19 protein-coding genes are annotated in these 23,553 nt (G+C 61.0%); 13 read left to right on the plus strand and 6 right to left on the minus strand.

The features are described 5' to 3' along the window. On the minus strand, nucleotides 1–810 hold an 810-nt coding region (locus QTL94_RS27150), incomplete at its 3' end, for a cbb3-type cytochrome c oxidase subunit I (RefSeq protein ID WP_289803711.1). A 316-nt stretch (nucleotides 811–1,126) separates the two neighbouring features. Between QTL94_RS27150 and QTL94_RS27155 the strand changes: the two genes are divergently transcribed. Both QTL94_RS27155 and QTL94_RS27160 read left to right on the plus strand, forming a co-directional pair. Then, nucleotides 1,127–1,570: a pseudoazurin gene (locus QTL94_RS27155; RefSeq protein ID WP_289803712.1), complete on the plus strand. Its 444-nt coding sequence runs from the start codon at nucleotides 1,127–1,129 to the stop codon at nucleotides 1,568–1,570. Nucleotides 1,571–2,271: 701 nt separating this feature from the next. Beyond that, a complete protein-coding gene (locus QTL94_RS27160) occupies nucleotides 2,272–2,736 on the plus strand; it encodes a phage regulatory CII family protein (RefSeq protein ID WP_289803713.1) in 465 nt (154 codons plus the stop codon). Here the strand turns inward: QTL94_RS27160 and QTL94_RS27165 are convergent. Beyond that, a complete protein-coding gene (locus tag QTL94_RS27165) occupies nucleotides 2,733–2,960 on the minus strand; it encodes a hypothetical protein (RefSeq protein ID WP_289803714.1) in 228 nt (75 codons plus the stop codon). The genes QTL94_RS27160 and QTL94_RS27165 overlap by 4 nt on opposite strands. A gap of 655 nt (nucleotides 2,961–3,615) precedes the next feature. Here QTL94_RS27165 and QTL94_RS27170 point away from each other — a divergent pair. Further along, entirely contained in the window at nucleotides 3,616–7,527 is a 3,912-nt protein-coding gene (locus QTL94_RS27170) for a beta strand repeat-containing protein (RefSeq protein ID WP_289803715.1), read from the plus strand. 116 nt (nucleotides 7,528–7,643) lie between these two features. Here the strand turns inward: QTL94_RS27170 and hisD are convergent, their stop codons facing one another. Beyond that, nucleotides 7,644–8,948, minus strand: coding sequence for a histidinol dehydrogenase (gene hisD, locus QTL94_RS27175; RefSeq protein ID WP_289803716.1), 1,305 nt, complete (start codon nucleotides 8,946–8,948; stop codon nucleotides 7,644–7,646). 180 nt (nucleotides 8,949–9,128) lie between these two features. Between hisD and QTL94_RS27180 the strand changes: the two genes are divergently transcribed. From QTL94_RS27180 to QTL94_RS27200, 5 genes are all read left to right on the plus strand, one after another. After that, nucleotides 9,129–9,677, plus strand: coding sequence for a cupin domain-containing protein (locus tag QTL94_RS27180; protein WP_065693217.1), 549 nt, complete (start codon nucleotides 9,129–9,131; stop codon nucleotides 9,675–9,677). Between the two features lie 119 nt (nucleotides 9,678–9,796). Beyond that, entirely contained in the window at nucleotides 9,797–10,837 is a 1,041-nt protein-coding gene (locus tag QTL94_RS27185; protein ID WP_289803717.1) for an ABC transporter substrate-binding protein, read from the plus strand. A gap of 87 nt (nucleotides 10,838–10,924) precedes the next feature. Further along, complete coding sequence (locus QTL94_RS27190) at nucleotides 10,925–11,989, plus strand: ABC transporter ATP-binding protein (protein WP_289803718.1); 1,065 nt, start codon at nucleotides 10,925–10,927, stop codon at nucleotides 11,987–11,989. Then, the gene (locus QTL94_RS27195) at nucleotides 11,986–13,164 is read left to right on the plus strand and encodes an ABC transporter permease (RefSeq protein WP_289803719.1); all 1,179 of its coding nucleotides are present in this window, start codon (nucleotides 11,986–11,988) and stop codon (nucleotides 13,162–13,164) included. The genes QTL94_RS27190 and QTL94_RS27195 overlap by 4 nt, the downstream gene beginning before the upstream one ends. Next, a complete protein-coding gene (locus QTL94_RS27200) occupies nucleotides 13,161–13,946 on the plus strand; it encodes an ABC transporter permease (RefSeq protein ID WP_289803720.1) in 786 nt (261 codons plus the stop codon). The genes QTL94_RS27195 and QTL94_RS27200 overlap by 4 nt, the downstream gene beginning before the upstream one ends. A 39-nt stretch (nucleotides 13,947–13,985) precedes the next feature. On the opposite strand, the gene QTL94_RS27205 is transcribed toward QTL94_RS27200, so the two are convergent. Then, nucleotides 13,986–15,005 carry a LacI family DNA-binding transcriptional regulator gene (locus tag QTL94_RS27205; protein ID WP_289803721.1) on the minus strand — a complete coding sequence of 340 codons (1,020 nt, stop codon included), beginning with the start codon at nucleotides 15,003–15,005 and terminating at the stop codon, nucleotides 13,986–13,988. Nucleotides 15,006–15,281: 276 nt separating this feature from the next. Here QTL94_RS27205 and QTL94_RS27210 point away from each other — a divergent pair, with 276 nt between their 5' ends. The 5 genes from QTL94_RS27210 to QTL94_RS27230 all read left to right on the plus strand — a co-directional run bounded on the left by QTL94_RS27210 (nucleotide 15,282) and on the right by QTL94_RS27230 (nucleotide 20,923). Further along, complete coding sequence (locus QTL94_RS27210) at nucleotides 15,282–16,328, plus strand: ABC transporter substrate-binding protein (protein WP_289803722.1); 1,047 nt, start codon at nucleotides 15,282–15,284, stop codon at nucleotides 16,326–16,328. A 68-nt stretch (nucleotides 16,329–16,396) separates the two neighbouring features. After that, on the plus strand, nucleotides 16,397–17,218 hold the full coding sequence (locus QTL94_RS27215) for an ATP-binding cassette domain-containing protein (RefSeq protein WP_289803723.1): 822 nt from the start codon (nucleotides 16,397–16,399) through the stop codon (nucleotides 17,216–17,218). Further along, nucleotides 17,215–18,471, plus strand: coding sequence for a sugar ABC transporter permease (locus QTL94_RS27220; protein WP_065693211.1), 1,257 nt, complete (start codon nucleotides 17,215–17,217; stop codon nucleotides 18,469–18,471). Before QTL94_RS27215 ends, QTL94_RS27220 begins: the two co-directional genes overlap by 4 nt. Before the next feature lie 25 nt (nucleotides 18,472–18,496). Then, nucleotides 18,497–19,225 carry an SDR family oxidoreductase gene (locus tag QTL94_RS27225; protein ID WP_065693210.1) on the plus strand — a complete coding sequence of 243 codons (729 nt, stop codon included), beginning with the start codon at nucleotides 18,497–18,499 and terminating at the stop codon, nucleotides 19,223–19,225. A 60-nt stretch (nucleotides 19,226–19,285) separates the two neighbouring features. After that, nucleotides 19,286–20,923: an FGGY-family carbohydrate kinase gene (locus QTL94_RS27230; RefSeq protein ID WP_289803724.1), complete on the plus strand. Its 1,638-nt coding sequence runs from the start codon at nucleotides 19,286–19,288 to the stop codon at nucleotides 20,921–20,923. Nucleotide 20,924: 1 nt separating this feature from the next. Here QTL94_RS27230 and QTL94_RS27235 read toward each other — a convergent pair whose 3' ends face one another. Next, nucleotides 20,925–22,379, minus strand: a complete 1,455-nt coding sequence (locus QTL94_RS27235; protein WP_289803889.1) for a GntP family permease — start codon at nucleotides 22,377–22,379, stop codon at nucleotides 20,925–20,927. 20 nt (nucleotides 22,380–22,399) lie between these two features. After that, nucleotides 22,400–23,482 (minus strand): patatin-like phospholipase family protein, encoded by a 1,083-nt coding sequence (locus tag QTL94_RS27240; RefSeq protein ID WP_289803725.1) that lies wholly within the window; start codon nucleotides 23,480–23,482, stop codon nucleotides 22,400–22,402. Nucleotides 23,483–23,553: the final 71 nt, after the last annotated feature.

The following is a 23,553-nucleotide window of genomic DNA, read 5'->3' on the forward strand; positions in this document are numbered from 1 at the left end:
ACCGACGGCGTTATGGCCGTACCACCATTGCGTCAGCGCATCCTGGACACCCGAGAAGACCGAATAGCTCTTCGAACCCAGGAAGGAGACCGGGACTGCCAGGTTGTTCACAACATGCAGCATGGCGATCGTCACGATGAAGGCGAGATAGAACCAGTTCGCGACATAGATGTGCGGTTCCTTGCGCTTCAGGATCGTGCCCAGATACACCGCGAGATAGGCGACCCAGACGACCGTGAGCCAGAGATCAACGTACCATTCCGGTTCCGCATATTCGCGGCCCTGCGAGATGCCGAGGAGATAGCCGGTGGCCGCCATGACGATGAACAGCTGGTAGCCCCAGAACACGAACCAGGCCAGACTGCCGCCGAAGAGGCGGGCACGGCATGTGCGCTGGACCACGTAGAAGGACGTCATGATCAGCGCGTTGCCGCCGAATGCGAAGATGACGGCCGAGGTGTGGACCGGGCGCAAGCGGCCGAAATTGAACCAGGGCGCGATGTTCAGGTCGGGACATGCCAGCTGGGCGGCGACGACCACTCCGACAAGGAAGCCGACGACACCCCAGAAGACCGTGGCGATGAGGCCATACCGGATCACCTCGTCGAAATACCCTGATGTATCGACCTTGGCGTGACGCGCCGCCGGCGAGAAATCCACTCTCCTGAGCAGCAGCACCGTGCCGGCCACGAGGCAGAAGCACAGTATGGCCATATGGACCGCGAAAAGATGGTCATGCGCGTAGCCCGCCCCCAGCAAAGCCAGGAACGCGGCCGCAGCGACCACGATTGTTTCGGTTGAATAATTCATATTGTCGTCCCCAGTGCGTAGACCACCGCGGCGCGGCCGGTTCTGTCGTACTTGGGATGAGGACTGTCACGGACAGCGATCCTGCTCCTTGATCTACATCAAGGACCTAGCTGCTTTGACAGGAATGGCTCGACCGCGCGCCCGAGTCGGGTGTACGCCACCGATCGGATTGAGCCAGTCAACATGTCGATCGTGCCGCAGTACACGGGGCGGGGGCATTTCTCGTAAGTTTGACAGACATCAAAGAACGCCGATTCGTCGCGTCCTAGAAGGAGCGCCGGGGTCAGTTCGACCTCAGGAAACAGGAGATATACACATGCGTTTGAAATTCGGTCTGCTCGCTGTCACGGCAGCGCTGGTTGCTTCGGCAGCACCATCGATGGCTGCAGACCACCAGATTCAGATGCTCAACAAGGGCGCCGATGGCGCGATGGTATTCGAGCCGGGCTTCGTCAAGATCGCCCCCGGCGACACGATCACCTTCGTCCCGACCGACAAGAGCCACAATGTCGAAACCTTCAAGGGTCTGATTCCCGACGGCGCACCCGAATTCAAATCCAAGCCGAGCGAACAGTATCAGGCCAAGTTCGACCTGCCCGGCGCCTACGTCGTCAAATGCACGCCGCATGCGGCAATGGGCATGGTCGCGCTGATCCAGGTGGGCGACGCGCCCGCCAACCTCGACGCGGTCAAGGCTGCCAAGGTGCCGAACCTAGCTCGCAAGCGCCTGGATGCCGAACTCGCGCAGGCGAACCAGTAGCAGGTCGTATTGAGCCTCCAGCTTCCGCAATCATCTTCAAGACCGAAATCTACCGACGGCCGGTACTACGAAAGTGCCTACCCAAAGTTGGCCCGAGCAGTGGCATGAGTGGGATGCTAGGAGGCCTCGCCGCATCTGTTGGTGGCAACCACCTCTAGGGCTCGCCACTTGGCGAGCCTCTTTTTATGAGGCCTGATGCCGGCCGGACAAAACGCTTCGATCGCCAAGCGCGATACCTGCGGCACCCATAAACACCTTGATGCATGAATGAGGCTGCCATTGATCGTGGTGCTGCTCTCCACTCGCTTTCGACCATTCAAGCCTGCCAATCGTCTGCGTGTTTTCAGCTGACTATCGGCTTGCTAGTATCTTTCAAGTTGAAGCGGAACGCGTCATAGTTTGAGAGCGAGAAGGCGTTACCTTAGGTAGAAAGCGGGGACTCGAAATGGTGCATTCAATGGTCGTTGCAATTGCCCCTGAGAGACGACCGACGCGAAACTGCTCATAGGACGGGTAGGCCGCCAAAACACTTAGCACCATACTACCATCGCGGTCGGTTATTTTCTCGCCGAGGAAATGTTCTTAAAGGTCCGCCCAGAGATGCTTCTGCGTACAGAGCCGTCTACTTCGCTCACCCAGTCACTCGGCTCGTGTCTGTGTCTGGACAGGAAAGCGTACCGTCGAGCACGGAGATAAGCCTGATGGCTTCAAGAGGAAGCGAGTTCGCAAACATCGTCTACACGATCCTTGTGGTGGAGAAATCGCCGGACGTTGCGGTCGTCGCGGCCGGCCTCGGCATAAGTTATTCGACCTTGCATTCGCGGCTGATCAACCGGACATGCTTTTCGGCTGACGAGATACGGGCGCTGTTGCAAGTTGTTCCGGACGCGCGGCTTGTCGCCTACCTGCTGCAGGATTCCGCCTTCGTCGCTGCAGACCGTCCCCAGTTATATGAAGACAGTTCTCCGGAGGCTTACGCCGACAGCATACAGCGCCGTGCTACGCGCGCGGTGGTCGAGGTGACCGATGTGTTGGAGGTGGTCGACGCGGCGCTGGCGGGCGGGCGGATGGACCACCGCTACGAGACCTTATTGCTAGACGAGATAGACGAAGCGGAGCGAGCCCTGGCGTCTTTGCGCGTACGGCTCCAGGGAGACGGGCACTAGCGATGGAACCTATCTCGCACCATGGCTAGATAGGTTTCTCCTTCGTCTTTGAGAAGAACGATCTCTTCCTCGAAAAGTCGCTTGCTCAATTCGTATGATTCTTTGCGACGTGGACATTCCGTCATGCGCGCCTTCCGCTCGATCGAAGCCAGTTGAATCTTTTTGAGATTGATGGCGCGGACCATGCGCATGTATTCGCTGAGTGGATCAATGTCGTCAGGCATCTTCGGTTGGACCGCTGTGGCAAGAAGCCGTTGCCTAGCAGAAAGGGCCTGCTCGGGATGTCAAAACGCCCGGTATTTTTTCACGCCTTCGCTACGAAGGGATAGCGCCGCTTCTGAGAGGATTTCCGCGCCCTCGCGATGGGTTTCGGCCAAACGGCTCGGCGACATCAAGGTTCAACGCAATGACTGGAAAGTCGGTTATAAATCTTAGTGTTTCGTTAAGATTTCAGCGCGCCCTGATTGTGTTTCTGCTTTGTAACAGATGCGCGTGGAGGCTTGCGCTGGGGATGCTCCATTCCATAGTTCGATTGTCCGGTAGTCGGTTGATCGAATCATCGGACGCATGCAACATGACGTTGCATCGTGTCGACGGCAGGTTTGAGTTCCCGTCCCCATAATTCAATTGTCCAGCGTAGCGCTCCGAGCGCGGTATCAGTCACTCCCACTGTGCGGATGATCCGCAACGGTGTCCCGAAACCATGATCGATGGTCGCGCAGTTTTTGCTGTCGCTGTCTCAAAGGATTGAGAACGGGGGCACGCGCGCCGGCACCAACCGGCTGGCGCTGCGACTGTGGGGTGAGTGCCTGCCCGCGCAACGCGATCCAGTCGCATTTCCGAATGACCAATCCTTACTCTATGAAATAGGCGCCCTTCATGACTTCGATCGTATCCTCCTTGACTGTCACGGCGATCCGATCGCTTTCGAGCGCGCAGATCGCGGCGTGGACGACCGAGGACGTCGCCGCACTTTCGACAGCGCAGATCAAAGCGCTCTCGTCGACGCAGATTTCGGCCCTCGAAACCGAAGATCTCGGCGCCTTTTCCAGCGTGCAGCTCGGTGCGATATCGGCGACATCGATTGTCGGTCTCACGGCAAGCCAGCTCGCCATACTGTCGGCGGCAAGCATCGAGAGCCTCTCCGCAAGCCAGGTCAAGGCGTTCAGCGCAAGCCAGCTCGGCTCCCTGACGGCAACCCAGGTCGAGGCTTTGACGGCGAGCCAGATCGCTGGACTGAGTTCCGGTCAGATCGCGTCGCTGACAGGTGCAGACCTCGCGACATTCTTGCCGGAAGAGATCGCGGCGATCAGCACAGCCGCGATTTCCGGCCTATCGACGAGCGCTCTGGCCGCGTTGAGCGCCGAGCAGGTGGCGGCGCTGAAGACCAATCAGGTCGCTGCGTTGAAGACGAGCCAGATTGCAGCGCTGTCGTCCGCCCAGGTGAGCGCGCTGACGACCTCGCAGGTAGCGACACTCAGCGCCATACAGGTCAAGGCGCTCACAACCGACAGCGTCTCGGGTCTTACCTCCACGCAGATCGCGGCGCTCAGCAGCAAGTCGATGTTCGGGTTGACGACGTCGCAGATCGGAGCCCTGTCTCTCGACCAGGCGGAAGCCTTCACGGTCACTCAGATCGCGGTGCTTAGCGCTGCGCAGGTTTCCGCGTTCGGGTCGGCCAACCTGGCCACATTCCTTCCGAGCGAAATCGCTGCGATCAGCACGACTGCGCTCAGTGGGCTTGCGCCAAGTGTCGTTGCAGCACTCGATGCCGATCAGCTTGCAGCGCTGAAGACCAATCAGATTGCTGCCCTGAAGACCAGCCAGATCGCCGCCCTGTCTTCTGAACAGGTTACCGGGCTGACGACGTCACAGATTGCCGCGCTCAGCTCCACTCAGGTCAAGGCGCTGTCCAGCGATACCCTGTCGGGCTTTGCCTCGGAGCAGATCGCGGCGTTGAGCACAAAGGCCATCTCGGGGCTGACTGTCTCGCAGATTGGAGCGCTCTCCGCCGAACAGGCCGAAGCCTTTACGACGGCGCAGGTCGCGGTTCTCGGTGCCACGCAGATCGCTGCCTTCGGTACTCAAGGCCTGTCGACATTCCTTCCGAGCGAAGTTGCCGCCATCAGCACGACCGCGCTCAGCGGACTTGCTCCGACTGTTCTGGCTGCTCTTGATGCCGATCAGCTTGCGGCGTTGAAGACCAACCAGATCGCAGCGTTGAAGACCAGCCAGATCGCGGCACTTTCCTCCGATCAGATCGGTGCACTGACGACCTCGCAGGTCGCCGCGCTGACGGCGACCCAGGTAAACGCGCTGACCTCGGATAGTCTTGCTGGCCTCTCTGCTTCGCAGATTTCGGCGCTGAGCACAAAAGCCGTCACGGGGCTGACCGCGTCGCAGATTGCCGGCCTGTCTGTTGCCCAGGCGGAAGCCTTGACGACGCAGCTCGTCGCGGCCCTGAGCGTCAGCCAGGTTACGGCGCTGACGCCCGACGACCTCGCAACGTTTCTGCCGGAAGAGATCGCCGCGATCAGCACCGCGGCGATTTCCGGTCTTACCTCAAGCGGTCTAGCGGCGCTCAGTGCGGAGCAGGTGGCAGCCCTCAAGGCCGCTCAGATCGCGGCCCTGAAAACCAGTCAGATCGCCGCGCTCTCGTCCGGCCAGGTTGGCACGCTGACGACATCGCAGGTCGCCGCCTTGAGCGCCACCCAGCTCAATGCTGTCAGCGCTGAAACCATGTCGGGTTTGACGCCCGATCAGGTTGCTGCCCTGACGACGAAGGCAATCGCCGGGCTCGCGACCTCGCAGATTGCAGCCTTGTCCGTCGATCAGGCCGAAGCGCTTACGGCCTCCCAGATTGCCGCTTTCAGCAGCACCCAGATTGCGGCGTTCAGTCTCGAGGATCTGGCAACATTTCTGCCCAGCGAGCTTGCCTCAATCAGTACGACCGCGCTGGCGGGACTGGCGCCAGATGTCGTGGCCGCCTTTGGCGGTGACCAGCTGGCGGCACTCAAGACCAATCAGATCGCGGCCCTGACCTCGAGCCAGATTGCGGCGCTTGTTTCAAGCCAATTGCAGAGCTTGAGCCTGGAACAGGTTGCGGCATTGAATGCCAGCCAGATCCAGTCTTTGGCTAGCGAAACGATCGGCTCGCTTTCTACGCTCCAGATTGCGGCCCTGAGCTCGAAGGGCATTTCAGGCCTTACCGCGGGCCAGATCGCCAGCCTGTCCACGGATCAGGTCACGGCCCTGAGCGCCACCCAGATCGCGAGTTTCAGCGCGACGCAGATCTCGGCGCTGACCACAGGCGAGCTCGCGAATTTCTCCCAGGACAAGATCGCGGCGATCACTGCCGCCGCCATCGCGGGGCTTACGACCGATGACATCGCGGTCCTCAGCGTCGATCAGATCGCTGCCTTCAGCACCTCCCAGATCGCCGCTCTCGGTTTGGTCCAGGCTGGAACGCTGACGGCGCAGCAGATGGCGGCCCTGACGACAGACCAAGTCGCGGCCCTGAGCGCGACGGCGCTGTCGGGGATGCAGATACCCGCCCTTCTTTCCCTCTCCGACGCCCAGATCGGCGCACTGAGCTCGAAGGCCATCTCTGGTCTTGGCTCGCTGCAGGTCTCTGCGTTGTCCACGTCACAGATCAATGCGTTCACCACGGCGCAGTTGGGAGCATTGAACGCGAGCCAGGTCAGCGCGTTGTCGACATCGATTGTCGAGCAAATGTCGCCGGACAAGCTTAGCGCCATTGCCTCGGCCGCCGTCTCCGGGTTGGCGGTTGCCACTGTCGGCGCGCTGAGCACGGCTCAGATCGGCGCGTTGACGACCGCTCAGGTCGCAAGTCTGACTGCGGCCCAGCTGGGAGCCTTTACGACGGAACAGATGGCGGCTGCGACGACGTCGCAGATTGCAGCTCTGAGTTCGACGGCGGTGTCGGCGCTATCGAGCGCACAGGTCGCGACCCTCTCCGAAAGCCAGATTGCGGCGATCAGCACAAAGTCGATCGCCGGTCTGTCGACCTCGCAGATTGCGGTGTTGTCCACGGCGCAAGCCGAAGCTTTGACCGCATCTCAAGTCGGTGCGTTGAGTTCGACGCAGATCGCCGCCTTCACGACCGCCGATCTCGCAACCTTTTCGACCGGCGACATCGCAGCCATCAGTTCTTCAAGTATTTCCGGGCTTTCCACGAGTGCAATCCATTCGTTGAGCACAAGTCAGGTTGCGGCATTGACGAGTAGCCAGGTCTCCGCGCTGAGCTATCTGCAGGTCAAGGCGTTGTCCGGAGATCAGATCGCGTCGCTGACCACCAGCCAGATCGGCTCTTTGAACGCCCTACAGGTCGCGGCGTTGGCCACCAGTGACATAGCAGCGCTTACCACGGGTCAGGTGGCGGCACTCAAGGCGAAAACGATCGCGGGACTGACAAACTCTCAGATTGCAAGCCTCACGACGGACCAAATCAAGGCGATGACCTCGTCACAGATCGCCGGCCTGACGACCGCGCAATTTGCGGCCATGAGCACGGCACAGGTCGAAGCCCTGACCCCTTCTCAAGTTGCCAGCATGAGTTCGTCCCAGATCGCCGCGTTGAGCGCTGACGCCGTCGCCACATTTTCCCTCGAGGACATCGCCTCGATCGCGACGACAGCAATTTCGGGACTGACGACCAAAGACATTGCCAGCCTGTCGACCGCCCAGCTCGAGGTGATTACGTCCGCGCAGGTGGACTCGATGGATGCCACACAAATTGCCGCGATCGTGCAGGCCTATCAGGCGTTCTGACCCGGCACAGCTGGGTTGCGCCTGCCTGTTCGGTGAGGCAGACCAGAAACGTAAAAGGCCATCCGGTCTTAGGACCGGATGGCCGCGCCGCTCCAGAAAGGAGAGGCAACTTTAGATCAGCGTGTGGCGGCGGCGAGTTGCTCGGCGGTCAGGCGAAGTGCAGCTGCGCGGCGATGGCCTTCGAGCTTCTCGGTCGCGCTCTGGCGAACTGCCGCCGGTGCCACCGCTGCGACGCCACGCTCGTCAAGCCACTGGTGTGTCGCGATCTTCACGTAGGAGCCGACCCAGAGGCCACCGGTATAGCGGCCGGCCGCCATCGTCGGCAGGGTGTGGTTCGTACCGCAGCACTTGTCGGAGTAAACCACGCTGGCCAGTTCGCCGATGAAGAGCGAACCGTAGTTGCGAAGCTTCTTGGCCGTCGCCTGGGGGTCGCGTGTGTGGACCTGCAGGTGCTCGGTGGCGATATAGTCGGAATAGGCGATCATCGACGCTTCGTCTTCGACGACGGTGATTTCACCGTAGTCCTTCCAGGCGACCCCTGCGACGGGCGCCGTCGGGAGATCCTCGAGTTGCTTTTCGACTTCGACCAGTACGGCCTCGGCGAGCTTGCGATCGGTGGTCACCAGACCAACGCGCGTGCGCACGTCATGTTCTGCCTGTGCCAGAAGGTCGGTCGCGATCGTTGCAGCCTTTCCGGTTTCATCGGCGACGATGAAGATTTCACTCGGGCCCGCGAGCTGGTCGATGCCAACCTGGCCGAAGACCTGTCGCTTGGCTTCGTTGACGAAGGCGTTGCCTGGTCCGACGATCTTGTCGACTGCCGGGATCGTCTCTGTGCCAAAAGCCATGGCGGCGATGGCCTGTGCGCCACCAACGCGGAAGATACGGTCTGCCCCGGCGAGGTGGCAGCCCGCGATCATCGCCGGATGAGCGTTCGGCGGAAGGCAGGCGATTACCTGGTCACAGCCAGCGACCTTTGCCGGAACGATCGTCATGACAGGAGCCGACAGCAACGGATACCGGCCGCCCGGAACGTAGCAGCCGACGATCTCGATCGGGATGACACGATGGCCAAGGTGAAGGCCGGGAAGCGTCTCAACTTCCAGCGGAAGGATGGTCTTGAGCTGAGCTTCAGCAAATTTCCGTACGTTGGCGATCGCGAACTCGGTGTCTGCACGGGTCTGCGGCGCGAGGTCCGCGATGGCCTTCAGCTTTTCTTCTTCCGTGACTTCGAACGCTGCGACGTCGGCCTTGTCGAATGCTACGGAGTACTCGCGAACGGCCGCGTCGCCACGTTCGCGAACGTTGGCGATGATGTCCTTGACCGTCTTCTCGATGGAAGCGGTGTCCGAAACGGCATCACGCTTCGGTTCCTTGATCTGAATGAACTTGCCTTTGAGGGCGTCGAGCCGCGATGTCATGAAGGGTCTCCTATGTGCGTGCTGGCAAGGAGCATCATCCACTCTCGGCGGTCCGACAATTGCCCACTGGACAGCTGTCTAGTATTATCACCAGCGTGGGTCCGTTGCCGCAATCAGCGATAGGCGGCCGGGATCTGGAGTGTCATGCTGCGCGCCTGATCGAGACAGAAAGGGACGTGCATGCCGAAGATTGGTGCCAAACTGCGTGAGCTGCGTCGTCGACGCGACTTGGGCGTAAGGGAGTTGGCGGCCCGCTCTGGGATCTCCCATTCAACGATCTCGTTGATCGAGCGCGATCGGATGAGCCCGTCGGTCGACACGCTGAGCGCTGTGCTGGAGGCGCTTGGGACCACTTTGCCCGGCTTCTTCTCTGATCTTCAGTCCAGTCTGCCCTATACCCCGTTCTACACATCGCAAGATCTCGTTGAGATAGGGAAAGTGGACACGATTTCATATCGGGTCATCGGGTTGGATCATCCGAACCGGCAACTCCTGATGCTGCATGAGACTTATGCGGTGGGAGCGGATTCGGGGGAAGCGTTCGCGCATGCGGCGCAAGAGGCGGGGATGGTACTTTCAGGTGCGGTTGAGGTCACGGTCGGGGGGCAGCAAAAAGTGCTTCGACCAGGCGACGGATACTATTTCGACAGCCGCTTGCCGCATCGCTTCCGTAACGTGCATGACGGCAAAAGCGAGATCCTCAGTGCCATCACGCCGCCGACTTATTGACACGCGACTGGAGCAGTTAACCGACGGTGAGAATAGTCACCAGTGCTCTTCGCCTGCCTTCCAAAACAGTCAAAACGTGGTTTCCTACTCGATATCCAAATCCAAAATGGGGAACGTCGATGAAACTCTTGAAAGTATCTCTTATTGCATCTTCCGTCTTGATGAGCGGCATGCTCGGCGCTCAGGCGCGTGACCTTACAGTGGTATCGTGGGGCGGAAATTTCCAGGACGCGCAGCGAAAGATCTTCTTTGAAACCTTCTCGAAGGAATCCGGCAAGCCCGTTCTGGATGAGAGCTGGGAGGGCGGCTACGGCGTTCTCCAGGCAAAGGTGAAGGCCGGAACGCCGAACTGGGATGTGGTTGAAGTCGAATCCGAGGAGCTGGCTCTCGGATGCGCCGACGGCATCTACGAGAAGATTGACTGGCAGAAGATGGGCGGCAAGGAGACCTTTCTTCCTGCAGCCGTGAGCGATTGCGGCGTGGGCAACATCGTCTGGTCGACCGGCCTTTCCTATGATGCCGACAAGCTGAAGGAAGCGCCGCAGACCTGGGCCGACTTCTGGGACACGAAGAAGTTTCCGGGCAAGCGCGGCCTCCGCAAGGGCCCCAAGTATGCCCTCGAATTCGCTCTGATGGCCGATGGTGTTCCGGCTGACGAAGTCTACAAGGTTCTGAGTGCGGAAGGCGGCGTTGATCGCGCGTTCAAGAAGCTCGATGAACTGAAGAGCAATATCGTCTGGTGGGATGCCGGCGCGCAGCCCCTCCAGCTGCTGTCCTCCGGCCAGGTGGTCATGACGGCTGCCTATAACGGCCGTATCAGCGGCATCAACCGTTCCGAGGGCAAGCATTTCGGCTTCGTTTTCCCGGGCAGCGTCTATGCAATCGACTCCTGGGTGGTCCTGAAGGATGCGCCGAACAAGGATGCAGCGATGGATTTCATCGCATTCGCCAGCAAGGCTGAAAACCAGGCGAAGCTTCCTGAGTTCATTGCCTACGGTCTGCCCAACCTCGGCGCATCCAAGCTTGTTCCTGAGCAGTACCGCAAGGAACTGCCGACCAGCGAAGAAAACCTGAAGGGTGCAATTGCTCTGGACGTTGACTTCTGGACCGACAACTCCGAGGAACTGACCCAGCGCTTCAATGCCTGGCTCGGTCAGTAACTTTCGAATTGGGGCCTCCTTGTGAGGCCCCATTACATCGAGCTGCAACGCAAAGCGCAGCGCGAACAGGAATGAGAGTGGGCCTTGATGAGCAACGCCTTTATTAATTTCGACAAAGTAAGCAAGTCTTTCGGCATCGTGACGGTTGTCGACGATCTGGATCTTTCCATCGCAAAGGGTGAGTTCGTCAGCATGCTCGGCCCGTCGGGTTCCGGCAAGACGACGTTGCTTATGATGTTGGCGGGCTTTGAGAAGCCTTCAAGCGGCGCAATTTCTGTCGCCGGCAAGCGCGTTGACGGTTTGCCGCCATACAAGCGGAACATGGGCGTCGTCTTTCAGAACTACGCTCTCTTCCCACACATGACGGTCGCTGAGAACGTGGCCTTTCCCCTGAAGATGAGAGGCGTTTCCCGCGCTGAGATCGCCGAACGTGTCGGCAAGGCTCTCGACATGGTGCAGCTTGGCGTCTTCCAGGACCGACGTCCGATCCAGCTGTCCGGCGGGCAGCAGCAGCGCGTCGCGCTCGCTCGTGCGCTGGTCTTCGAGCCCGAAGTCGTTCTGATGGACGAACCGCTTGGGGCGCTCGACAAGAAACTTCGCGAGCAGATGCAGCTCGATATTCGCGATCTTCACCGTCGCCTGGGGCTTACCATCGTCTTCGTGACCCATGATCAGACGGAAGCGCTGACGATGTCGGACCGCATCGCCATCTTCAATCACGGAAAAATCGAGCAGATAGGCACACCGGCCCAGATTTACGACAGTCCCCGAACGCAGTTCGTCGCCGAATTTATCGGCGAGACAAATCTGATTACCGGCGTGGTGCACAAGGCGACCGATGGTTTGCTGAGCGTGCGCCTCGATGGGGGAGCGACGATCGATGTTCGGGCGTCCGCACCGGTTGAGCCAGGCAAGCAGGTCAAGCTGTCGATCAGGCCCGAACGCATCGAGGTCAATTCCGCGACACCGGCCGCCAATCGCCTCAAGGCTTCGGTTTCCGACATTGTTTATCACGGCGATCACCTGCAGCTTCGCGTACGGTCCGAGGGCAAGGATTTCATCGTGAAAGCCGACCGAAAGGCCGCCCCGCCGGAGCTGGGCGACCAGGTCGTTGCGTCCTTCTCGCCAGAGCAATGCTGGATCGTCGCATGAGAGAGGGCCGGCTAGCGAAACACGCGACATCATTGCTGCTGGTCGCGCCATTGGCACTCTTCCTGGTGTTCTTTTTCATCGCGCCACTCTTCACCATGATGAAGTCGGCGGTTTCCGACCCGGTTGCATCGCGCGCATTGCCAACCGTGACGTCCGCGCTCAAGGACTGGGACCGCGCGAGTGTTCCGTCCGCCGATGCTCAACGAGCCTTTGCCGCTGATATTCGCGGCATCACGGATGACGAGCTTTTCGGGGACCTGGTACGCCGCCTGAACAGCGCGAAGTCCGGCTTTCGAACGCTGATGAGCAAGACACGCACTGCGGTAAAATCCGACGAGACCCTCGCAGACCTCGTGTCCGTCGATTCCCGGTGGAATGATCCTGCGTTCTGGATCGCGGTTCAGGATGCGGCCGGCTCGCCGATCACCGACAGGAACCTGCTCGCGGCTGTCGATCTGACCCGCGATGCAAGCGGCGCTATCGCCAGCATGCCCGAGGGCGCATCGGCCAACCGGGAAACGCTCATTCGAACACTGATTACATCGGCAATGGTCACCGTTGCCTGCATTCTACTCGGGCTGCCTTTCGCCATGGTCGCCGCGTCGGTCAGCGGATGGCAGCGTCAGCTTTTGCTTGGTGCCGTTCTTTTGCCGCTGTGGACGTCGTTGCTTGTCCGCACGGCGGCTTGGTTCATCCTCCTGCAGGATAACGGATTGATCAACGCGTCGCTGCAGGCGATCGGCCTCACCAGTGGCCCGATCCCGCTCATTTTCAATCGTGTCGGCGTCGTGATCGCCATGACCCACGTGCTGCTGCCGTTCATGGTTCTTCCGATTTTCAGCGTGCTGATCGGCATCCCGAAGAATTTGATGCCCGCCGCTGCATCCCTGGGGGCAAACCCGATACGCGCATTCCTGCGGGTTCTGCTGCCGCTGTCGATGCGAGGCGTTGTCTCCGGCTCGCTGCTGGTCTTCATGAGTGCTCTCGGCTACTACATCACCCCGGCGCTCATCGGCGGTGCGAAGGACCAGATGATCAGCTCGGTCATCGCCTATTATGCTACCGGTGCGGCCAACTGGGGTATGGCCGGTGCTCTCGGTCTGGTGCTGCTGCTCGCAACGATCATCCTCTACGTCGTCTATCTCCGACTGTCTTCAGAGGAGGCGCGGGCATGAAGCCGCTGGCAATCTCGAAAGCCGCATTTGCGATCCTGGTCGTCTTCTTTCTGCTGGCACCGCTAGTCGCCATCCTGCCGTTGGCGTTTACGAACAGCGTCTTCCTGAATTACCCAATTCCAAGCTACTCGACGCGGTGGTTCGAGGAGCTGTTCACTGCAGACGCCTGGCGCCGGTCGATTTTCAACAGTCTGGTGATCGGGGCAGGAACAACCGCCCTGGCGACCGTCCTCGGCACGATCGGCTCGCTGGGCCTTCGCGGGAAGCGTATTTCACTGGTGTTCGGTTTCATCCGCACCGTGTTTCTTCTTCCCATGGTCGTGCCGGCGGTCGTGCTCGGGGTCGGCATGCAGCTGATGTTTGCGCGATACGGGCTGGCGAACACCTATATCGGCGTCATCATCGCGCACACTGTCTTGGCTGTTCCGTTTGTCGTCGTGAACGTAACGGCTTCCTTGCAGGGCATCGACCGGCGCCTTGAACATGCTGCGGCAAGCATGGGGGCCGCGCCGCATGTGGTGCTCAGAACGGTCACGTTGCCGTTGGCGCTCCCCGGGATCATCTCGGGCGCTGTCTTTGCGTTCGCAACCTCGCTCGACGAGGTCGTCCTGACGCTCTTTGTGGCAGGACCCAACCAGCGCACGCTTGCACGCCAGATGTTTTCGACGATCCGCGAAAACATCAGTCCAGCCATAGCGGCGGCCGCCTTCGTCTTCATTCTGGGGACGGTGATCATCGCCGCGCTGGCTAATGTTTGGCGCAGAAGAGCGCAAAACGCCTGACGGCGCGCCCGGCATTGTGCCGGGCGTACCTGCCTCCCATCAGTTCTGGCTGAGAAACAAGGGCGGGATTTCGATGCGTTCGACTTTGCTCGACCCGTGGTCGATGATGCCGAAAACCGCGTTGAGCATTCCCGGCACGTCCTGGCGTACCATTTCGATGTCATCGCCGAGCATGGCGGCGAACGGGTCCCAGTCGAAGCAACCCATGACCGGCGGGCGGCCATCGTAGTGGTGGGATCGCTTGATCCAGCGCATGACCCCTTCGAAGGAAATCGTCGAGTTGATGAACATGCCTCGGGTCAGGTTTCCTTCCTGTTGCGCAAGCGCCTGTAGCGCGATCTCGGCTTTCTCAGGCGCGTAGCCGCATGTGAGGATATGGTTGTCATCAACGGCCAGCCCCATATCGGCGTGCGCGGCGCGGAAACCGCGGACGCGCTCTGAGGTGTTGTGGTCGCTGCCGCGTCCGCCGACGAAGAGCAGTGGCTCGACGCGGCCGAGCTTGCGCTCGCAATTGGCAAGTACGCGCCGGGTCAGTTCCCGGGCGCCGGCAAAATTATCCGAGATGACAGATGGAGCGCGCGATCCGGGAAGGTCGAGATTGAGGCTGCGGACGCCTGATGCCGCGCAGAGGTCGGTGATACGGTCGGGGTCGGTGGCGCCGGTCGAAACCAGCCATTCGACCTGGTAAGAGAGCATGGTCCGTGCGGCCTCTATCTCGAGCTCGGGATCACGGCGCGTACAGGTGATGATCGGGAACAATCCGCGCTCTCGCGCCATGTTTTCGAAGGCTTCCACGATCGAACCGAAGTAGCGGTTGTCGTACTTGGGCACGATCATGCCGATGATCTTGGACTTCTCGCGCCGCAGGAGGCTCGCCTGCATATTGAGCGCGTAGCCCTGTTCTTCCGCCAGCCGGGTGATCTTCTCCGCCAGCTGGCTGCTGATCCGGCGCTTCTTCCAATTGCCATTCAAAACCGCGCTGACCGCGCTTGCCGATGTGCCGGCAAGTTCAGCCAGATCATAGATCGTCGTCTTTTTTGTCTGCTTGGGTTGATTCACGAATGCGTGCCTCCATGTCGAACGTAGCTTGACATCATTGGGCTAAGGTGGCAATTGTTGCTTCATCGATTGAGCAACGTTGCGCAATCGATGAAGTTGGTTGACTTGGGAGAGTCAACCGGGCGGTGTCCGGGTGGATCCAACGTCATTGGCGGTACGATGCGAATCGATATCGGGCGATGAATGCGTGTCTGGTTCGAGAAGAACGGGGCAGGGAGCTTGGAACGAACCGGAGGGCGTCTCTCGATAGAGCATGTGCTCAATAAGGAGGAGAGAATGAAGTATCGTACTATGTTGCTGGCAACGTCTGCAGCCGTTGCCATGTTTGCCGGCGGGGCCTATGCTCAGGAAGCGGCGACCGTTGCATTCCTGATGCCCGACCAGGCATCGACGCGCTATGAAAAGCACGACTTTCCTGGCTTCAAGGCCGAGATGGAAAAGCTCTGCGCCAGCTGCACCGTTATCTACCAGAACGCCAATGCCGATGCTGCCCTGCAGCAGCAGCAGTTCAACTCGGTGATTGCCCAGGGTGCGAAGGTGATCGTGCTTGATCCGGTCGATTCCGCGGCCGCAGCCGGCCTCATTGAAATCGCACATTCGCAGGACGTCAAGGTTATCGCCTATGACCGTCCGATCCCGGACAAGGCAGCCGACTATTACGTATCCTTCGACAACGAAGGCATCGGCTACGCGATCGCGAAGTCGCTGGTCGACCACCTGAAGGCAGGCGGCGTTGCCGAGGGTTCGGGCGTGCTGCAGATCAATGGTTCTCCGACAGACGCAGCCGCTGGCCTGATCCGCGACGGTATCCATCGCGGCCTGAAGGATTCCGGCTACAAGACGCTGGCGGAATTCGACACGCCGGAATGGGCGCCGCCGAAGGCTCAGGAATGGGCAGCCGGCCAGATCACGCGCTTCGGCGATCAGATCAAGGGTATCGTTGCAGCCAATGACGGCACTGGTGGCGGCGCCATCGCGGCCTTGAAGGCTGCCGGCGTCAAGCCGGTTCCGCCGGTAACGGGCAACGACGCGACGATCGCGGCCCTGCAGCTGATCATCTCCGGTGACCAGTACAACACGATCTCCAAGCCTTCCGAGATCGTGGCGGCAGCAGCTGCCAACGTCGCCGTCCAGCTGGCCAAGGGGGCGACCCCGGCGCCGAAGACGACGCTCTACAACACCCCATCCGAGCTCTTCATCCCGGCCGTCGTAACAGCCGAGAACATCAAGGCTGAAATCTTCGACAAGAAGATCCAGACGCCTGAGGAAGTTTGCACCGGCGAATACGCCGACGGTTGCAAGAAGCTCGGCATCACCCAGTAATACCTCCCAAGGTGTCCGGTCGGTCGTTTCCGGCCGGGCACATCTCTATTTGCAAAGGGCGTTCAGCCATGGTGCGAGAAATCAGTGCTATGCCGGAAAAGGGCAGTGCCATTCTGCGGCTCAGCCGCATTTCCAAAAATTTCGGGGCCGTGTCGGCGCTGACCGACATCGACCTCGAGGTGCATGCCGGCGAGGTTGTCGCCCTGGTTGGCGACAACGGCGCGGGCAAGTCCACCCTCGTCAAGGTCCTTGCGGGCGTGCATCAGCCCTCGTCGGGCACGATCGAGTTCTGTGGCCAACAGGTCTCTCTCGACAGTCCGAGCCGGGCGCTCGAGCTTGGCATCGCGACGGTCTTCCAGGATCTGGCGCTTTGCGAAAACCTCGATGTCGTTGCCAATCTTTTCCTGGGTCACGAGCTGTCTCCATGGAGCCTCGACGAAGTGGCCATGGAAGTGCGTGCGTGGACCCTCCTCAAGGAGCTTGCCGCACGTATTCCCTCCGTTCGTCAGCCCATCGCATCGCTCTCCGGCGGTCAGCGCCAGACGGTCGCCATCGCGCGCTCCCTGTTGCTCAACCCGAAGATTATCATGCTGGATGAGCCGACGGCCGCCCTTGGTGTCGCCCAGACCGCCGAAGTCCTCAACCTGATCGAACGTGTCCGCGAACGCGGGCTCGGGGTCATCATCATCAGTCACAACATGGAAGACGTACGCGCTGTCGCCGACCGGATCGTGGTTCTGCGCCTTGGCCGCAACAATGGGATCTTCAGCCCTGACGCCTCCAACCAGGAACTCGTTGCGTCGATTACCGGTGCGACCGAGAATTCCGTATCCCGCCGCCTTGATCGCAAGGCTGGCCAGCACAACGATTTGAGCGGGGGTGCCGCATGACCCAGAAAATCTCCGAAACACCCCAGGGCCAGGCCCTGGATCGCAGCGACGTGCGTGTAAAGCACAATGACGGCATCGCCGACATGCTGCATGCGTTCATCGATCGTGTCCGTTCCGGCGATCTGGGAATGCTGCCTGTCGCCGTCGGCCTGATCGTCATCTCGACCGTCTTCAGCATCCTGAACCCGATCTTCCTGGCGCCGAACAACCTGGTGAACCTCCTGTTCGATTGCGCCACCGTCGGCATCATTTCGCTCGGTATTGTCTGTGTGCTGCTGCTCGGCGAGATCGATCTTTCCGTTGGCTCGATGAGTGGTCTGGCATCGGCCATCATCGGCGTTCTCTGGGTCAATACCGGCTGGCCGATCGCAGCCGCGATCTTTGCTGCGCTGGCAAGCGGCGCCGCCGTCGGCGCGCTCTACGCGGTCATGTATAATCGCCTTGGCATGCCGAGCTTCGTTGCGACGCTTGCCGGTCTGCTCGCCCTTCTCGGTTTGCAGCTCTACATTCTCGGCCCGACCGGCAGCATCAACCTGCCTTATGCCTCGCCGCTCGTTCGTTTCGGCCAGATCATGGTCATGCCGCACTGGGCTTCGCATCTGCTGGCGCTGTTGCCGGGTCTTGTGATGGTCGTGGTCGGCGTCATCACGCGCCGCCGCCGTCAGGCTGTCAATCTGTCGTCTCAGCCGCTTGGTGCCCTCGTGGTCAAGGCGCTGGTGTTGACCGTCGCCCTGGAGTTCGCGGCCTACTATCTCAACCTCGGTCGCGGCGTTCCGTGGATGTTCGGCCTGCTCGTCGCGTTGGTCGTCATTCTGAACTACGCGCTGACCAAGACGAAGTGGGGCCGGTCGCTGTTTGCCGTCGGCGGTAATCGTGAGGCTGCCCGCCGCTCCGGTATCAATGTCCGCCGCATTTATCTCAGCGCCTTCATGCTCTGCTCGACGCTGGCAACCCTCGGCGGCATCCTGTCGGCAGCCCGCCTGGCGTCTTCCAGCCAGCAGGCAGGCACCGGCGACGTCAACCTCAACGCCATCGCGGCGGCGGTTATCGGCGGAACCAGCCTGTTTGGCGGTCGCGGCAGCGCTTACTCCGCGCTGCTGGGCATCATCGTCATCCAGGCGATTTCGAACGGCCTGACGCTTCTCAATCTCAGCTCGTCGCTGCGCTACATGATCACCGGTGCGGTTCTCGCGATCGCCGTTATCGTCGACTCGCTTGCTCGCCGGTCCCGTGTCAGCCACGGTCGCGCCTAACATCATATTCCAGGAGAATTACGCTATGGCTGAACTCATGAAGGGCAAGGTTGCCGCCATCACCGGTGCCGCTTCCGGTATCGGGCTTGAATGCGCCCGCACGCTGCTTGCCGAAGGTGCAACCGTCGTCCTCATCGATCGGGCGAAGGACAAGCTTGATGCGCTTTGCCGCGAACTCGGTGACCGTGCCAAGCCGCTCGTCGTTGATCTGCTCGCTCCAGAGGAAGTCTCCGGCATCCTGCCGCGCATTCTCGAACTGGCAGGCCGGCTGGATATCTTCCATGCCAATGCCGGCGCCTATATCGGCGGTGCCGTGGCTGAAGGCGATCCGAATGCCTGGGATCGGATGCTCAACCTCAACATCAATGCGGCGTTCCGGTCGGTCCACGCCGTCCTGCCGCACATGATCGCGCAGAAGTCGGGCGATATCCTGTTCACCAGCTCGATCGCCGGCGTCGTGCCCGTCGTCTGGGAGCCGATCTACACGGCATCGAAGTTTGCGGTACAGGCGTTCGTTCATTCAACCCGCCGCCAGGTCGCGCAGCATGGCGTGCGCGTGGGCGCAGTTCTGCCGGGGCCCGTGGTCACGGCACTGCTCGACGACTGGCCGAAGGCGAAGATGGAAGAGGCCCTGGCCAACGGCAGCCTGATGCAGCCGAAGGAAGTGGCTGAAGCCGTCCTGTTCATGCTGTCGCGGCCGCGCAATGTCACCATCCGCGATCTCGTCATACTACCGAACAGCGTCGATCTGTAAGACCGGCCAATCGGCTGCAAGCCGATTCCTGATTCAAAGACATAAGAAGAGCCAAAGACCATGAGCACCACACCGAACACGGCAGCGCCGAAGGGCGCGCGCCACGTCATCGGCGTCGATGTCGGCACCGGAAGCGCCCGCGCGGGCCTGTTCGACCTTGACGGTCGCATGCTTGCGGTCGCCAAGCGGGATATATCGCTGTTTCGCGAAGCCGGTGCCATGGTCGAGCAATCGAGCACCGAGATATGGGATGCGGTGTGCTCGATTGTTCGCGAAGCCGTGTCGGTTGCCGGTGTCGATCCGGCGTCCGTCATCGGTCTGGGCTTCGATGCGACCTGTTCGCTCGTCGTTCTCGGCGAGGGTGGCAAGCCGCTGCCCGTCGGGCCGTCGGAAGACCCGAACCGCGACATCATCGTCTGGATGGATCACCGCGCCGTTGCTCAGGCCGAACGCATCAACGAGCTTGGCCACGATGTCCTGCGATATGTCGGCGGGCGCATCTCCCCGGAAATGGAAACGCCGAAGCTGCTGTGGCTGAAGGAGAACCGGCCGCAGATCTTCGATGCGGCCTGGCAGTTCTTCGACCTTGCCGACTATCTCACCTGGTGCTCGACCGGCGCGCTCGCTCGCTCCACCTGCACGGTGACCTGCAAGTGGACCTATCTGGCGCATGAGCAGCGCTGGGATTCGTCCTATTTCCGCAAGATCGGTCTCGGGGCGTTGGCTGACGAGGGCTTCGCGCGGATCGGAACGGAGATCGTCGAGCCAGGCACGACCTTGGGGAACGGACTGACAGAGGCTGCTGCCGCAGCCATGGGCCTGAAAGCAGGGACGGCGGTTGCGGCTGGCATGATCGATGCGCATGCAGGCGGCATCGGAACGGTGGGCATTGGTGGCCAACCTCAGCGCAACCTCGCCTATGTCTTCGGTACATCGTCCTGCACCATGACCTCGACGCCGGAGCCTGTCTTTGTGCCGGGCGTATGGGGCCCTTACTACTCGGCGATGGTTCCCGGCATGTGGTTGAACGAAGGCGGGCAAAGCGCGGCCGGCGCCGCCATCGACCAGCTTATGTCGTTCCATCCGGCGGCGGCGGAGGCGGCGGCACGCGCCGCGGAGCGACGTGTCCCGCTGCCGGTCCTGCTTGCGGACGCGGCCGCCGAAAAGGTCAACGACCTGTCGGACGCCGTGCGGCTCGCGGCAGGTCTCCACGTCGTTCCGGAGTTTCTCGGCAACCGCGCTCCGTTCGCGGACCCGCATGCGCGTGCGGTCATTGCCGGCCTCGGCATGGAGCGCGACTTCGACAACCTAGTCGCGCTCTATGTGGCCGGCGTCTGCGGGATCGGCTACGGCCTCAAGCAGATTATCGAAACTCAGGCAACGGCCGGCGCCCATATCGAGCAGGTCGTGATCAGCGGCGGGGCGGGGCAACACGATTTTGTTCGGCAAATCCTCACTGATGCCTGCGGCAAGCCCGTCGTGGCACCGACGTCGGACGAACCTGTCCTGCTCGGCTCGGCGATCCTTGGCGCGGTCGCAGCCGGCGCCTTTTCCGATGTCGGCTCTGCAATGAGCAGCCTCTCCGGCGCTGCCGGCACTCACACGCCCGTTGGCGGCGCCTTGGCTGAAATCCACAACAAGCGCTACGAGGCTTTCAATGATCTGCAGGCCGCTTGCCGCCGGATCCGGGATTTCTAGATCAGAATGATCCGAACATGCTTCCGAGGATGATGACCGCTGTGAGCGCAACGAGCGCTCCGGCGATCGCCACCACGGCGAGATCGGGATAACCATCCCTGTGCGAGACACCGCAGACGGCCAGAAGCGTAACGACTGCGCCGTTGTGCGGCAGGCTGTCGAGCGTGCCTGCCCCGATCACCGCGACCCGGTGCATCAGTTCCGGGTTGAGGCCGATTTGTGATGCAATCTGCATGTAGGTCGGTCCGAGTGCGTCCAGGGCGATCGTCAGGCCGCCGGAGGCAGATCCTGTCAGTGCAGCGAGGATGTTGGTTGCGATCGCGAGCGAAACGAGCGGTCCGCCTTCAATATTGAGTACCCAGCTTTTCACCTGCTCGAATGCCGGCAGACCGGCGACGACCGCGCCGAAGCCGACCAGGCTCGCAACGCTGAGGATCGGCAGAACCGCCGCATTAGCGCCGGCGTCCATGATCCCTCGAAGGCCGGGAAGGTTGCGCACGTTCGTCACCAGCAGGGTGACGATTCCCGCCGCCAGCGCCACGATGACCGACCAGACGCCCGCAACGGCGGAAAGCGAGGTCGCTCCCCAGTTTGCCTCCGCCAGGAAGCTGGCATCCATGCGAGGCAAGACGACAAATGACATTAGCAGATTGACGATCACGACCGCCACCAGGGGAAGCGCTGCGATTACGGCGGATGGGGAAGTGGTGGCGTGGCCACCGCGCCCCATCTCGCTTGGATCGAACTCGTGCGCCGCAGACCCCCGCTCGCGTATCGTCTCGTCGCGGGAGATGACATCCGAAGCGTTCGCCCCGCTGTAACTGTACCGCTCACCCGCGCGCACCGCTCTGCCTTGTGCCCTAGTCAGCCACCACATTCCGAAGCCCAGCATGATCACCGAGGCAATGATACCGAGCCCCGGAGCGGCAAAGGGCCCCGTCCCGAAGAACGGCATCGGGATCGCGTTCTGGATCGCCGGCGTGCCCGGCATCGCCGACATGGTGAACGTCGAGGTTCCGAGTGCGATAGCCGCCGGCATCAACCGTTGGGGAATATCGGCGGCCTTGAAAAGCGCGTGGCCCATGGGCGCAAGCACGAAGAAGGCGACAAACAAACTGACGCCACCATAGGTGACGAGGGCGCCGGCCAAGACAACGGCGAGGATCGCCCGCTTGGTCCCAAGTCGCTCCGTCATTGCCGAGGCAATCGCGCTCACCGAGCCGGTCGCCTCCATGAGTTTGCCAAACAGCGCACCAAGCAGGAAGATCGGGAAGAACTGGGCGACGAAATCCGCCGCGGTCCGCATGAAGGTTTGTGTCCAGTTCGCCAGCAGCGGCTGACCGGCCAGGAGTGCGGCGAGTATCGCGCAGAAAGGTGCGAGGAGCAGGATGCTCCAGCCGCGATAGGCGAGCCATACGAGAATGCCGAGAGCAAGAAGAACGCCGACAATATCCATGGTCAACTTGCGATGCCGCCTTATGCCAGAATGGTATCAAGAAGATCTTCGATGATGAAACTTGCTCGCGTGCCTAGATCGTCGCCGTGTTCGCTCATGAATTGCTCCATGCTGGCGTGGCCTTCCTCGCGCAGCATGCAGAGGAACTGCCATTCCGCATTGAGCTTGGACGATGCGCCGAGTTCGACCATTCTCGGCGTGGTGATCCGATGGAGGCGCATTCCCGCCCAATCCTTGGCCCAGGCCAACTCTTCCGGCGCACGACCGCTTTCAGAAAGCATACGCTGAAAGACGGCGATTGCTCGCAGCTCCTTCTTCAGGCTCGAGTTGAAAGAAATCTCGTTCATGCGATTGAGGATTTCGCGTGCCGTCTTCGGCACGCCCGCGCGTTCGATCGGATTGACCTGAACGAGTAGAATATCGCGCGCCGAACTCTCTCGCACGACCGGTGTCAGCAGGGGATTGCCCGAGAAGCCGCCGTCCCAATAAGGATCGCCATCGATTTCGATCGCCTGGTGCATCAGAGGCAGGCAGGCGGAGGCGAGAACGACGTCGGCACTCAAATCCGCATTGCGAAAAACGCGTGGAAGGCCCGTTCGCACATTCGTCGCGTTGATGAAGAGCTTGATCGGGGCGCGCTTCAAGGCGTCGAAATCGACGCTCTCCTCAAGGATATCGCGTAGTGGATTGATGTTGGCGGGATTGATCTCGTAGGGAGAAAAAAGCCGGCTCACGAGGTCGAACAGGACATAGGCCGGCGAATTGTCAAGCGACCAGTTGCCTGTCACGACGTCAAACGGCGTCCGCTGGATCGGGCTCATCCGGGCTGCATCGCTGACCCGGCGCCAGAATGCCTCAAGCGCCGCCTTCGCCCCGTCCCGACCACCTGATGTATAGCCATGGCCAAGGACGACCGCGTTCATGGCACCGGCGGATGTTCCGGTTATGCTCGAGATCGTCAGCGATGGATCGTCAAGAATTCGCTCTATCACGCCCCAGGTGAAGGCGCCGTGCGCGCCGCCGCCTTGCAAGGCCAGGTCGATGGGCAAAGGTGCCTCATCGGACCGTGGGGTCTGAATGCTGCTGCTCGATTTCGGTGGCATGGTGACCCTTCGAATTCAGCGATACGAGGGGAGCATATGCTCTTTGTTGCAGTGCAGCAATAGACAATGTT

Origin of the sequence: Rhizobium sp. S96, assembly GCF_030382195.1 — a bacterium.
Lineage (GTDB): Bacteria > Pseudomonadota > Alphaproteobacteria > Rhizobiales > Rhizobiaceae > Rhizobium.